Here is a 12,872-nt window from a genome sequence, read left to right on the forward strand (position 1 = left end):
CTGGCGTGCAGACCCGAGGCGCGGGCGGCGTCCTCGCCCATCGCCCCGGCGACGGTGAGCAGCTCCGCGTCGGGGTGCGCGGCGGCGAGCGTTCGCAGGGCGAGCGCGGCGCGTTCGCCGGCCCGGGCTCGCCCGCCACGCTGTCGGGCTCGCTGCTGCACGTCGGCGCCGTCGCTTCCCCCGAGGCCGGCGGGACCACCGATGCCGGCGACGGGGTTCACGAGGACGCCGATCGTCACGCGACGACCGCTTCCGACTCCGGCACCGTCGCGAGCTCGGCCACCGGGTACTTCCGACGGTAGGCCCGCCAGGTCACCGCCCAGCGCTCCGGGTCGTCGAGGTCGTCATGGTGCGTGTGGTGCACCGTCTGGTTGTGGGGAGCGGAACGGACCACCTCCGGCGTCTCACGGGCCTCCCGTGCGACCTCGGCGAGCACTGCCGCGTACTCGTCGAGTTCGGCCATCGAGTACGACTCGGTCGGCTCCAAGGTGAAGGGCTGCGGCACGACGTACGGGTGGTGGCTCGTCCAGTAGTGCATCCCGAAGTCCGATGCGCGCACACCGATCTCCTCCGACGTGATGCCGGTGCCTTCGAACAGCTCCTGCCACGAGTAGCGGACCTGTTCGATGCGGCGCCGGCCGGTCGCGTACGGAGCGCTGGCACCCGGGATGTCGAGGACCTTCCGCATCAGGTAGTTGTTGTTGAGGACGGCGGTCTCCGCCACCGCACGGAGGCCCGGCGCCCCCAGCGCCCGGATCCACGCGTAGGTGCGCACGATGTTCGGCACGACGCCGAAGAACGGGGCCACCGAACCGATCGAGTGCGGGCGGTCCGCGTCGACGACGAAACGGCCGTCGACGCGCTCGACGATCGGTCCCGGGAGGAACGGTTCGAGCGCTTCCGAGACCGCGTTCGCGCCGGAGCCGGGACCACCGCAGCCGTGGGGCGTGCCGAACGTCTTGTGCAGGTTGAAGTGGCAGACGTCGAAGCCCGCGTCCCGCGCCCGGGTGATGCCGAGGATGCCGTTGGCGTTCGCCTGGTCGTACGAGGCGAGTGCCCCGACGGAGTGTGCCAGCTCCACCCACTCGCGGATGCGGGGGTTGTAGATGCCCGTGTCCTCCGGGTTGGTCACCATGATGGCAGCCGTCCGCGGCGAGAGTGCCGCGCGGAGAGCCTCCAGATCGGGGTAGCCGTCCTCGTCGGGGTGGATGGTGATGACCTTGTACCCGGCGACCTTCGCCGCCGCTGCGTTGGACGGGTGCGAGAAGATCGTGGTGATCACCTCGTCGCGCTGCTCGTCATCGCCCCGCGAGGCGTGGTACGCCCGGATCATCGAGATGTTCGCCCAGATTGCCTCGGAACCGCCGCCGGTCTGCAGTGACACCTGGTGCATGCCCGAGATCTCGGCGAGCATGCGCTGCGTCCGCCAGATGATCTCGAGGACGCCCTGCGCGGTCGCGGGGTCCTGCAGGGGGTGCATGTCGACGAGGTCCGGGGTGCGGATCAGCGCTTCGTTCACCTTCGGCGCGTACTTCATCGTGCACGTCCCCTGGCCGACGTCGACGTTGAGGTCGGCGCCGAGGTTCTCCTGGCTGAGGCGGAGGAAGTGCTTCAGCACGCGCATCTGCCCGACCTCGGGCAGGTCCGGGGCCGCCCGGCGGCGCAGGTCCGACGGCAGGAGGTCGACGGACTCCCCGACGAGGTCGCGGACGCCGGGCTCCGTCCGGGACGGCTGCACCCCGCGCTCCCCCGGGGCGTGCAGCTCGAAGACGATCGGCTCGTCCCAGCGGGCCTGATGGAACCGTCGGACAGCGGGCTTCGGTGCGATCGGGAGGCTCATGCCTTCACTCCTTCCAGGACCTCGGCGAGCGCCGCGGCGAAGTCATCGATGTCGGTCTGCGTGTTCTGCTCGGTGACGCACACCAGCAGCCGGTCGGCGTCCAGCGTGAGACCGGGCTCGTACCCGCGAGTGCGGAGCTCGCGCACGAGCGTGGCGGCCGGAACACCGGTTCCGCTCACGTCGAGCACGAACTCGCGGAAGTGCGAGGCGTCATCGGTCGCCGTCACGCCGGGGAGCGCCGTCAGCACGGACCGGGCGTAGGCGGTGCGCGACAGGATGGTGTCGCCGATCTCCTCCATGCCGCGCGGGCCCATCAGCGCGAGGTAGACGCCCGCGGCGATGCCCCACAGCGCGGCCGCCGTCCCGACCCATTCCTTGCCCTCTTCCCGGAGCGCGAACGACGTGCGCTCGTACGCGACGTCACCGAATCCGTACTCGCCCGGGACGTCGGTGGACTCCAGGCCGAAGAGCCGGGAGGGCATCTCCATGACGAACCGGGGATCGTCCCGTACCCCGATGAAGCCCGCGTGCGCCCCGCCGAACCAGGGGTGCAGCCCGAGCGACTGGATGTCGCCGTGCACGATGTCGGCGCCGAGGTCGGCGGGCGGCGTGACTGCACCGAGGCTGAGTGGCTCGGTGCCGACCACGAGCAGCGCGTCGACGCGGTGGGCGATCTCGGACAACCCCCGGAGAGCGGGCTCGAGCGCACCGTGGTGGCTGGGGGTCTCGACCCACACCGCGGCGGTGTGCTCGTCGACGAGTGATCCGATCGTGGCGACGTCGGCGATGCCGCCGACCGACGGCACGATGACGACGTCGGCGTACGGACGAACGTAGTCCCGGACCTTGCTGAGTCGGTCGGGGTGGACGTCGCTGACGACGAGGATGCGCCGGCGCCCCGTGATGCGCGTGGCCATGGCGAGGGCGGTCGCCGCTGCCTGGTACCCGTCGTAGGTCGGGACGTTCACGACGTCGAGGTCCAGGAGCGCGCCCATCAGGGACTGGTACTCGAAGAGCGCCTGGAACCGGCCGTGGTCCTCGTACGGCTCGCCGGCGTAGGCGGTGAGGAACTCGCTGCGGTTGATGACCTCGTCGACGATCGCGGGGACGGCGTGGTTGTAGGTGCCCGCCCCGAGGAACAGCTTCCCGGGCTCCACCGCACGGTTCCGCCGGAGGAGCCCGGTGACGTGTCGGGCGAGGTCCTGTTCCGCCACGAGGGGCGCCGGCAGGTCGAGTTCACGGTGCAGACGGAGATCGTCGGGCACGTCGGCGTAGAACTCGTCGACCGTCGCCGCCCCCACCGCCTCCAGCATCGCCTGACGGGCGGCGGGAGCGGTGTTCGGGATGTACGGATGGATGAAGGGCTCGGTCACGGTTGCCTCTCAGTGAACGACGTTGTTCGACGATGTGTATTCAGTATACAGTGAGCGTATCGAGCGAGCGCAACCGGGGTCAAGCCCTAGGCTGACGCTGCTGAGAATCGGAGAGGATCTCATGGCCATCGAGCGAAAGAACCTGCGATCACAGGTGCGGGAAGAACTGCTCACCCGCATGCGCTCCGGCGTCGTGCGCCCAGGTGAGAGCATCAACGAGGTACAGCTCGCCGCTGAGCTGGGCGTCAGCCGCACACCCCTTCGGGAGGCGCTGATCGCGTTGGAGAGCGAGGGCCAGATCGACAGCGAGAACGGCAAGGGCTTCCGCTTCGTCCCCTTGAGCGCCCGCGAGTTCGAGGAGCTCGCCCCGATCATCGTCGCTCTCGAGAGCCTCGCTCTCGAGTTGACTCCGATCGACCGACTCCGAGAGATCGGCGCCGAGCTCGCGGACATGGCGGCGGGCTTCTCCGCCGACGTCGCCGAGCACGCCGTCGTGAACACCAAGGACGACGAATGGCACCATGCGATGCTGCGGGCGTGCCCGAACGAACGACTGCTCGAGCAGATCGAGTCCGTACGCGCCGCGATCCACCGGTACGAGTCCCTGCTCGTCCCGAACGAGGCGCTGGTGCAGCGCTCGGCCGAAGAGCACACGGCGATCGCCCGGTGCCTCGTCGGCGGCGACGTCACGGCGGCGAAGGCTGCGCTGGCCGCGAACTGGACGAACGGTACCCGACGGCTCCTCTCCGAAGCCGGGATCAGCTGGGAACGGCTCTCGTGACGATGCCGGTCACGTGACCGGCTGACTGCTGCCCGCATGCCGGCCTACCGTGAGGAGCCGACCGCGAGGTCGATGTACAGGGCTGCGGACCACGCGAACGCCGTCGTCGCCCTCGACGCCTTCAGGCCCGTCAGCGGGTTGAAGTACTCGTGCGGACCCCCCGCGTGCTGCACCAGCCGCAGCGTCCGTTCGGCGAGTTCTCGGGCCTCCGCAGGGTGCCCGGACGCGCGGAGCCCCTCGACGAGGAGCGCATTGACGTTGATCCACACGGGGCCGCGCCACATCCGCTCGCTCGAGTACGCCGCCGCGTTCCGCGCGACCGTCGGCACCGGCCACGGAGTCGCGAAACGCTCCGGGTCCGAGAGCGCGAGGAGGATCGCCTGCACCCGCGCCGCGGGGAGTCGCCCGGTCAGCAGGGGAAGCAGGCTGACGGCCGTCTCCGCGGGGATCGGCACACCGGCGCCGCGCGACTGGTAGTACCCGCCCTCCTCGTTCCACATGGTCTCGAGGAGCGTCATCGTCCGATCCGCGCGGAGGGAGTACCTGGTCGCACTCGCGGAGTCGCCGAGGGCGCGCGCGCGGGCGGCCAGCAGGTCGTCCTGGACGACGAGGTACGCGGCCAGGTCCGGCGAGCTCACCGGCAGGGCCGCATCGAACACCGGACTGTCGTCGAGGCCGGACGAGTACGGATGCCCGTACTCGGGCATCCCGTCATCGTCCAGGTCGGAGCACCGGAACCACCATTCCTGACTCCGCGCGACCGTCCCCCACGCCGAATCGAACCAGGCGGGGTCATCGACCAGACCCTCCAGACGGGTCAGGGCCCAGGCGGACAGCGGTGGCTTCGTCAGCGGGATCGCCGCGTCCGGATCGGCGATGGCGGAGCCGGCGCGCCTGAGGTTCTCGCGGTCCTGCGGCGGTAGGTCCTCACTGCTCGCGAGCACACCCTCCTCGTGCACGACGTCAGGGAGCTGCCCCTCCGGGGTCGGGTACGCGAACGCGATGTCGAGCTGCTCCCGTGCGAGCTCGGGAGCGCCATGACGGAGACCGGCGGCGATGAAGTAGGCGTCCCACTGCCAGAGTCCGACGTACCCGATCTTCGACGGCACGACGGCTCGAACACCTCGGCCGCGGAGACGGATGGTGTTCGCCCCGAGCACCCACCAGCAGAACGCCGTCATGTCCGCCAGGTCCTCACGCACCCGCGGGATCCGAGCGAACCACTCCCGCCACGACCGGGTCGTCGAGTCCAGGGCGGCGGCATGGGACGTCGGCACTCCGTCGTCGGTGCCGATCCGGATGGACCCGCCTGCGGAGAACCCGACACGGACGACGTCGGAGGATCCGGTGGCGTCCCGGGTCACCCGGACCCCGTGCGCGGCCGACGTGTGCCAGCGAGCTGTCTCCGCAGACGGCAGGCCGATCCGCCATCGTCCCGCATCCGGCGCGCCACCATCGGACGCGGGGATCTCGAACTCGATCTCCCATGCCCCATCGGCCCCGATGCTGATCGCGTCCGGCCCGTCGAAGGTCAGCGACACCCCGGTGGCGCCGAAAGCGATCCGCTCGGGGCGCACGCTCGAGACCGCGGCAGGACGACCGTCGGCGCCGAAGACACGGAATCGTTCGACGACACCACACTCCGACAGCGGCCTCTCGTACTCGGCCGACCTGACGGTGAGCGCCTCGCCGGCACGAAGGACCAGGAGCCGAGATCCCGGCAGCGTGAACGGTGCCGTCACGAGGTCGAGGTACGGCTCGACTCGCGCTGCGACCGCATCGACCGCTGCGCTCGGGCCGGTCAACGGCCACCGAGCCCGGACGCCGCCATGCTCCCGATGATCTTGCGCTGTCCGATGATGAACGCGACGAGCATGGGGATGGTCGCGACAGCCGAGGCCGCCATGATCAACCCGTAGTTCACCGATCCGAACTGCCCACGGAAGCTCTGCAGCAGGAGCGGGACGGTGAACTTGCCCTCGGAGTTGAGGATCACGAGCGGGAGCAGGAAGTTGTTCCACGTGCTGAGCGCGACGATGATCGCCAACGCGCCGAGCCCCGGTCGGAGGTTGGGCAGGATGATGCTCCAGAAGATGCGCCACCGGCCGGCGCCGTCCACCAACGCGGCCTCTTCGAGTTCGCGCGGCAGCGAGAGCACGAACTGCCGCATCAGGAAGACGGCGAAGGGGTTGGCCAACGCCGCCGGCACGATCAGCGCGAGGTGCGAGTCCACCCAACCGAGCTTCGCCATGAGGAAGTAGAAGGGGATGAGCGTGACCTGCATCGGGATCATCTGCGTCGCCAGGAACAGGACGAACAGCGGGCGGGAACCGCGGAACGGTATACGGGCGAACGCGTACCCGGCCATCGCCGCCGTGACCAGGGTTCCGACGACGACCAGGATCGCGATGTAGATGGTGTTCCAGTAGGCGATGCCGAACGGCACGTCGTTCCACGCGTCGACGTAGTTCTGCAACGTGAACGGGTGCGGCCAGACGCTCAGGGGATCGTGCAACAACTGCGGAAGCGACTTGAACGAGGTGATGAGCATCCACAGGAACGGGAAGACCATCACCAGGCCGCCGGCGAGGAGCACGATGTGGAGGACCCCGGCACGGGCCCTCGAGCCGATCCGGCTGTGCGCCGGCGCGGACACGTTCCGGACAGTGGTCGTCATGCTGCATCGTCCTCGTAGTGCACGAACCGCTTCTGCGCGGTGAACTGGATGCCGGTGATCACCAGGGTGATCACGAGCAGGATGATCGACGCCGCGCTCGCCGGGCCGAACTGGAACTTCCCGAAGCCGAGGTCGTAGATGTGGTAGACGATCGTTCGTGTCGCGTTGTCGGGGCCCGCGTTCGCGGTGAGGATGAACACGGTGTCGAACGTCTGCAGCGAGCTGATGAACGCGATGACGGTCGAGAAGAAGACGATCGGCGACAGGAGCGGCAGCCGCACCCGGAAGAACAGTGCGAACGCTCCCGCGCCGTCGAGGCGGGCCGCCTCGATCACCGTCGGCGAGATGTTCTGCAAGCCCGCCAGGAAGATGATCACGTTCAGCCCGACGGACGACCAGATGGTCACGATGCAGACGGCGATCAGTGCGAGGTGCGGATCCTGCAGCCAGTCCGGCGGCGGCACCCGGAAGACCGTCGAGATCAGTCCGCTGAGCACTCCGTCCTTCCGGAACAGCTGCTGCCAGATCATGGCGACCGCGACCGACGAGGTCACCACAGGGGCGAAGAACAGGACGAGGTAGAGGGTCCGGGTGCGCAAGCGTTCCAACGCCACGGCGAGGACCACGGCCAGTCCGAGGCCGATCGGAACGGTGATCACCGAGATCAGCAGCGTGTTCACGATGGACCGTCCGAACAGCGGGTCGGACAGCTCCGCGCGGAAGTTGTCCAGACCGACCCAGCTCGGAGCGGTCAGGCCGTCCCACTGGGCGAACGCGAGGACGATGCTGGCGACGAACGGCAGCACGACGAAGAGCGCCATCCCGACCAGTTGCGGTCCGACGAAGACGTATCCCCAGCGGCGGTCTCGGCGCCGCCAGCCCGCCTCGGGTCGCGGCGCTTCGACCGTCGGAGGGGCTGGCCGTACCTGAGCCGTGGCCGTGGCGTCGTTGATGGCAGTCACCGTCGTCGCCTCACTTGCCGGTCTTCTTCTTGGCGATCAACTGGGCGATGTCGTCCAGGGTGCGCTTCGTGGTCGCCTTGCCCTGGTACAGCGCGAGCATCTTGTCGCTGATGTCGCTCGAGAGACCCGGGACCGACGCTTCGGCCGCGTAGTCCTCGAAGCCGATGTCGCGCATGTCGATCAGCGTCTGCGCGTGCGCCGGGTAGCCGTCGAGCACGACCGAGTCGGCGCCCTTGATGGACGGGACGGCGTTGCCTCCGCTCTTCAGCCGGTCCTGCTGCCCTGCCTTGGAGAGGTACGACGTGAAGAACTCGAACGCTGCGTCCTTGTTCTTGGTCTTCGCGTTGATCGCGAGGTAGCTGGCCGCGACCCCGGTGGGCGCCGCTTTGCCGGTCGGGGTCGGCCAGGGCGCGACGTCGTAGTCCTGAGGATCTCCGGCGGCCTTGACCGTCCCGATCGTGTACCGCCCCTGCACGAAGAAGCCGGCCTTGTGGGAGACGAAGATGCTGTCCGCGCCAGCGCCTTCGGGCAGGGTGTCCGCGACGACGAAGGTCTTGTCCTGGAAGTTCTGCGCAAGGGTGTCGACGGCGTCGATGCTCGTTCGGTCGGTATTCGCCACGAACTTGCCGGACTTCGTGAAGGCCTTCCCGCCCTGCGATGAGATCCAGCTGTAGTGCGTCGACCAGTAGTTCCAGAACATGGTTCCGGTGAGTCCCGCGTCGTGCAGCTTCTTGTTCATCTCCAGGAAGGTCTTCGTCGTCCACTTCCCCTCGGCCGCGAGGGTTGCCGGGTCCTCCGTGATGCCGGCCTGCTTCAACGCGACCTTGTCGTACCAGAACGCGTCGGGATTCGAGTCGTTGGGAGCCGCGTAGATCTTTCCGCCGCTCTTCGCTGCGCCGTAGAGCCCTTCCGCGAAGTCGCTCGGCTTCGTCTTGCTGTCCTTCGACTCCATCAGCTCGGTCAGCGGCATGAGCGCGTTCGAGTTGACGAACTGACCGATCTTGTCGTCCCCGATGTAGAAGAGGTCCGGAGCCGTGCCGGAGGCGAGTTCCGCGAGGAGCTTCGTGTGGTAGTCGCCGTAGTCGGCCACCGGCTGCAGGACGACCTTGATGTCGGGGTGCTCCGTCATGAACTTCTTGTCGAAGGCCTTGAAGCTGGTGAGTTCTTGAGGCGTGCCCCAAGTCGACCAGACGATGGTCTTCGTCGCGGAACCGGAGCTCGATCCCGAGCAGGCGGACATTCCGAGGGCGAGTGCGGCGGTGACGGCGACTGCCAGCACCTTCTTCAACTTCGAGTCGACGCGGGACATCTGTTCCTCTTCTCGTTCCTCAACTCTGAGGGGGGTGTATTCTGTATACAGTCCCGTCGAGGATCGCGCAAGCCCTCGGCACGAATCGTGAACGTCTCGGATCGGGTATCCCGGTGCTGACGCGCGTCGCCCTCGGTCCGTACCGTTCATCTCATGACCGTTCGGGTGAAGCGTGCGTACGAACCGGCCGAGGAAGGCGACGGGTACCGAGTGCTCGTCGACCGCCTCTGGCCGCGCGGTGTCTCCAAGGACGATGCTCGAATCGCCGAATGGAGCAAGGACGTGGCGCCGAGCGCCGACCTCCGGAAGTGGTTCGGCCACGATGCCGACCGGTTCGACTCGTTCCGCGAGCGCTACCGTGCGGAGTTGGACGGTTCCGAGGCGCTCGAGCATCTTCGCCGCGTCGTACACGAGCATCCGATCGTGACGCTCGTGTACGGCGCCAGGGACGAGGAACACAATCAGGCCGTGGTCCTCGCCGAACTCCTGATGCAGCCGAGACCTGGCGCGGGCGGCGAGTAGGGACGACCACGCCGCTGGCGCGAGGAGTGCATGCTCGAACCATGGCAATGGTGCAACGACCTGGCGCGGACGAGTGGGTTCCGGGCTCACGCAGCCTCCCGAGGCTGCGGGAGGCCGCGGAAGCGTGTCGTGGCTGCGAGCTCCACCGCGACGCCACGCAGACCGTCTTCGGCCGGGGACGGGCACGATCCCGGCTCGTGCTCGTCGGCGAACAACCCGGGGATCAGGAGGACCGCACGGGGAAGCCGTTCGTCGGCCCGGCCGGCAAGCTGCTCGACGAGGCCATGGAACAGGCCGGGATCGACCGTCGGGACGCCTACCTGACCAACGCCGTCAAGCACTTCCGCTTCGTGGAGCGCGGGAAACGTCGCCTCCACCAGAAGCCCGCGGTCGGCAACGTCGTCGCATGCCACCCCTGGCTCCGGGCCGAGGTCCAGGCGGTCCGCCCGGAGATCATCATCGCCCTCGGCGCGACAGCAGCCAGGGCGCTGCTCGGTCACCCGGTGACGGTCGGCTCCGTTCGCGGCGAGGTCCTCGACGCGACCGAGGAGACCGGGACCCCGGTGCTCGTGACGACGCATCCGTCCGCCCTGCTCCGTGTTCCGGAGCCCGCTGACCGAGAAGCCGCGTTCCGGGCGCTCGTGGACGATCTCCGGACCGCAGCGAACTGGACGCCGGAGGGCCGCTCGCGACAGCGAGCACGTTGAAGCCCTGATCGGACACCATGTCGGGCGGCCGCGGGTCAGCTCGTGTAGCTGAGGTCGTTGACGCTGTCGACGGTCCACCGCCCGCGCGAGTGGGTGAGCTGGTTGACCGCTCCGTTGCCGATCCCCGCGGCCGGCAGCCGGCTCGCCTGGCCCCACGCGTCGAACAGACAGCTGATGGACAGGCCGCTCGAGACGACGAGGATCGCGGGGCTCGCCACGTTCGACACGTGACTCACGACGTCCTCGAGCGCGGCGAGCATCCGGGCTGCGACGGTCGCCGACTTCTCGGCGATGGTGTCCGCCGGGTACGGGTTGGCGTTCGGGATGGCATCGACGAGGTCGAAGACGGAACGCCCCGCTGCGAGCGCCGCGGCCATCCCCGAGTAGCCGAGCAGCGCCGCTGCGGCGTCCCACATGGTCGTGCCCGCCGAGCCCTCGAACCCGCCGAACGCGACCTCGCGGAGTCGCTCGTCGCGCGTCACCTGCAGCGATGACCGCGCGCCCTGCAGGATGCCGGACGCCGTCTGGAAGTGCCGCACCATGTCGGCGCTGTAGGCCGCCGTGAGTCTGCCGTGACGCTGGGCGATGTTCCGGCCGATCGTCTGGGCCGTCGGCGCCCACGTGGTGGTGAGCGGCGCGTCGCTCCACCCCTGCGCGAGGCCTGCCTTGTTCAGCCAGGTCTGCCCGTGACGGACGAGGTACACGGTGGCGGTCCGGGTGTCCGGGGCGCGGCCGCGGCCGGCGCCGCTCGTCGGGTTCGCGGCGGCCGGTTCGGCGGAGGCGAGGACGGAGGTCCCCACGGCCAGGGCGCCGGTGGTGAGCACGGTGCGGCGGGTCAGGTCGGTCACGTTCATCTCCTTTGATGGGCGGACGGGAGGCGCGGTGCACGACCGGCACAGAGCCTCCCGTCCTGCTCGGGGCGGGGAAGGGTCAGTACCGCAGACCGTGACCGAAGCGGAACGTCGGATCCGCCGTGTCGAACGCCACGTCCGACCGGCTCTCCTCGACCGCCCGCATGGATCGCGGCAGGTCGAACGGCAGGTTGCCCTGGGGCGCGCGCTCCCCGAAGAGCACGGGGAGCACGGCGTCGTCGGACGCGCCGAAGTCCGCCATGAGTGCCGCCGCCGACTCCTCCAGCCCGCCGAGCACGGCCGGCCGGTCGAGGTAGACGTCGATCACGGTCGGCACCTGCTCGGCGATCGCGGTCAGACGTTCCAGCTCCACGGCCGGGAACTCGAGCGAACCGGCGTGGAAGAACGCCTCGAAGCCGCCGGAGCGCTCTTCGAAGGGCGCCTTGATGCGGAGGATCGCGACGTCGGCCTCGTCCGGCGACTCGACCACGGTGGCGTACGCACCCAGCTTGTCGACGTCGATGCCCTCGGCGTACAGCCGGACACCCCGCGAGAGGGGCAGCAGCGAGTCCGTGTTCGTGAGCAGGGTCAACGAGTCGCTCTGGGCGGCGAGCCCCTCGGCGAGGAAGTCCGCCGCGCCCACGACTGCTTCGGCGCGCTCCTCGTCGACGAACGGATCGTCGAAGAGCCCCATCGTGAACTTCTCACGGAGCAGCCGGCGCACCGACTGGTCGAGCCGGTCCTCGGTGACGCGGCCTTCCGCGACGAGGTCCAGCAGGACGTCGGTGCACAGTTCGCCGCCGAACTGGTCGACCCCGGCCTCCAGTGCCTTGAGCATCCGCTCCTCCCGGCTGAGCGACTCGACACCCCACGCGCGTGCCGGCATGGGCGTGCCGAGGATCGTCACGTCGGTGAGGAGGCCCCAGTCGGTGCAGACGATGCCGTCGAAACCCAGCTCCTCACGGAGCAGATCGGTGATGACGCCCTTGTTGAAGCCGAAGCCGACCTCCTCCATGTCGGTACCCACCGGCATGCCGTAGTAGGGCATCATCTGCGTGGCACCGGCCTCGATCGCGGCCCGGAACGGCTTCAGGTGGTAGTCGAACGCGCCGCCCGGGTACACCTGCTCCCGACCGTATGCGAAGTGCGGGTCCTCGCCGTCCTTCTGCGGCCCTCCGCCCGGGAAGTGCTTGACCATCGTCGCCACGGAGTCCGTGCCGAGCTCGTCGCCCTGGAAGCCTCGGATGTACCCGACCACGAGTCGCGAGGTGAGGTCGGCATCCTCGCCGAAGGTGCCGCTGATGCGCGACCAGCGCGGCTCCGTGGCGAGGTCGATCTGGGGATGCAGGGCGATCCGCAGTCCGACGGCCGTGTACTCCTGCCGAGCGACGTCGGCGAAGCGCTCGAGGCGCTCGGGCGATCCGATCGCGGCGAAGCCGAGCGTCTCCGGCCACTGGGAGAACTGACCGGCGAGGATCGACGCACCGGGGTTGTCGGTGAACGCGTGCCGGGGATCGGTCGAGAACGTGAGCGGGATGCCGAGCCCGGTCTCCGCCGCGATCCGCTGCGCCTCGTTGTGCCACGCTGCGAACTCCCGGCCGGAGGGCGCCTCGCCGAGCAGGTTGAAGTGGCTCATCCGGCGGTTGCGCACCATCGCCACGAGCGACGGGATGCCGAAGGCGGAGTTGCCACTCGAGTGCTCTCCGACCGCGACCATCATGTGGAAGAGCATCCCGGCCTTGTCGGCCGGATCCATCCGTGCGATCAGGTCGTCGACGCGCTGGTCGATCGACAGCGTCGCGTCCTGGTAGGGGAACCGTGCGTGCACCTGCGTGCCTGTAGTCGTCACT

12 protein-coding genes are annotated in these 12,872 nt (G+C 69.0%); 3 read left to right on the forward strand and 9 right to left on the reverse strand.

The window, feature by feature from the left end:
- The 3 genes from HP507_RS02145 to gcvPA form a co-directional block, all read right to left on the reverse strand.
- The coding region (locus HP507_RS02145) for a hypothetical protein (RefSeq protein ID WP_217508405.1) at positions 1–239 on the reverse strand (239 nt) is incomplete at its 3' end.
- The gene (gcvPB, locus tag HP507_RS02150) at positions 236–1,840 is read right to left on the reverse strand and encodes an aminomethyl-transferring glycine dehydrogenase subunit GcvPB (RefSeq protein ID WP_175350226.1); all 1,605 of its coding nucleotides are present in this window, start codon (positions 1,838–1,840) and stop codon (positions 236–238) included. The genes HP507_RS02145 and gcvPB, both read right to left, overlap by 4 nt.
- Entirely contained in the window at positions 1,837–3,213 is a 1,377-nt protein-coding gene (gene gcvPA, locus HP507_RS02155; RefSeq protein ID WP_175350227.1) for an aminomethyl-transferring glycine dehydrogenase subunit GcvPA, read from the reverse strand. The genes gcvPB and gcvPA overlap by 4 nt, the downstream gene beginning before the upstream one ends.
- A gap of 121 nt (positions 3,214–3,334) precedes the next feature.
- Between gcvPA and HP507_RS02160 the strand changes: the two genes are divergently transcribed.
- On the forward strand, positions 3,335–3,994 hold the full coding sequence (locus HP507_RS02160) for a GntR family transcriptional regulator (protein WP_175350228.1): 660 nt from the start codon (positions 3,335–3,337) through the stop codon (positions 3,992–3,994).
- A 44-nt stretch (positions 3,995–4,038) separates the two neighbouring features.
- On the opposite strand, the gene HP507_RS02165 is transcribed toward HP507_RS02160, so the two are convergent.
- From HP507_RS02165 to HP507_RS02180, 4 genes are all read right to left on the reverse strand, one after another.
- The gene (locus tag HP507_RS02165; RefSeq protein WP_175350229.1) at positions 4,039–5,799 is read right to left on the reverse strand and encodes an amylo-alpha-1,6-glucosidase; all 1,761 of its coding nucleotides are present in this window, start codon (positions 5,797–5,799) and stop codon (positions 4,039–4,041) included.
- Complete coding sequence (locus HP507_RS02170; protein ID WP_175350230.1) at positions 5,796–6,671, reverse strand: carbohydrate ABC transporter permease; 876 nt, start codon at positions 6,669–6,671, stop codon at positions 5,796–5,798. Before HP507_RS02170 ends, HP507_RS02165 begins: the two co-directional genes overlap by 4 nt.
- Positions 6,668–7,492, reverse strand: a complete 825-nt coding sequence (locus tag HP507_RS02175) for a carbohydrate ABC transporter permease (protein WP_175350231.1) — start codon at positions 7,490–7,492, stop codon at positions 6,668–6,670. The genes HP507_RS02170 and HP507_RS02175 overlap by 4 nt, the downstream gene beginning before the upstream one ends.
- Before the next feature lie 151 nt (positions 7,493–7,643).
- Positions 7,644–8,942 (reverse strand): ABC transporter substrate-binding protein, encoded by a 1,299-nt coding sequence (locus tag HP507_RS02180; protein ID WP_175350232.1) that lies wholly within the window; start codon positions 8,940–8,942, stop codon positions 7,644–7,646.
- A 153-nt stretch (positions 8,943–9,095) separates the two neighbouring features.
- On the opposite strand from HP507_RS02180, the gene HP507_RS02185 reads away from it, so the two are divergent.
- Both HP507_RS02185 and HP507_RS02190 read left to right on the forward strand, forming a co-directional pair.
- Positions 9,096–9,464, forward strand: a complete 369-nt coding sequence (locus HP507_RS02185; RefSeq protein ID WP_175350233.1) for a DUF488 domain-containing protein — start codon at positions 9,096–9,098, stop codon at positions 9,462–9,464.
- 47 nt (positions 9,465–9,511) lie between these two features.
- On the forward strand, positions 9,512–10,171 hold the full coding sequence (locus HP507_RS02190; protein ID WP_254700891.1) for a UdgX family uracil-DNA binding protein: 660 nt from the start codon (positions 9,512–9,514) through the stop codon (positions 10,169–10,171).
- 35 nt (positions 10,172–10,206) lie between these two features.
- Here HP507_RS02190 and HP507_RS02195 read toward each other — a convergent pair whose 3' ends face one another.
- Complete coding sequence (locus HP507_RS02195) at positions 10,207–11,019, reverse strand: histidine phosphatase family protein (RefSeq protein ID WP_175350235.1); 813 nt, start codon at positions 11,017–11,019, stop codon at positions 10,207–10,209.
- Between the two features lie 82 nt (positions 11,020–11,101).
- Entirely contained in the window at positions 11,102–12,871 is a 1,770-nt protein-coding gene (locus HP507_RS02200; RefSeq protein WP_271207388.1) for a glycoside hydrolase family 3 protein, read from the reverse strand.
- Between the last annotated feature and the right edge of the window lies 1 nt (position 12,872).

The sequence above is a fragment of the Curtobacterium pusillum genome (assembly GCF_013359865.1).
GTDB classification, from domain to species: domain Bacteria; phylum Actinomycetota; class Actinomycetes; order Actinomycetales; family Microbacteriaceae; genus Curtobacterium; species Curtobacterium pusillum.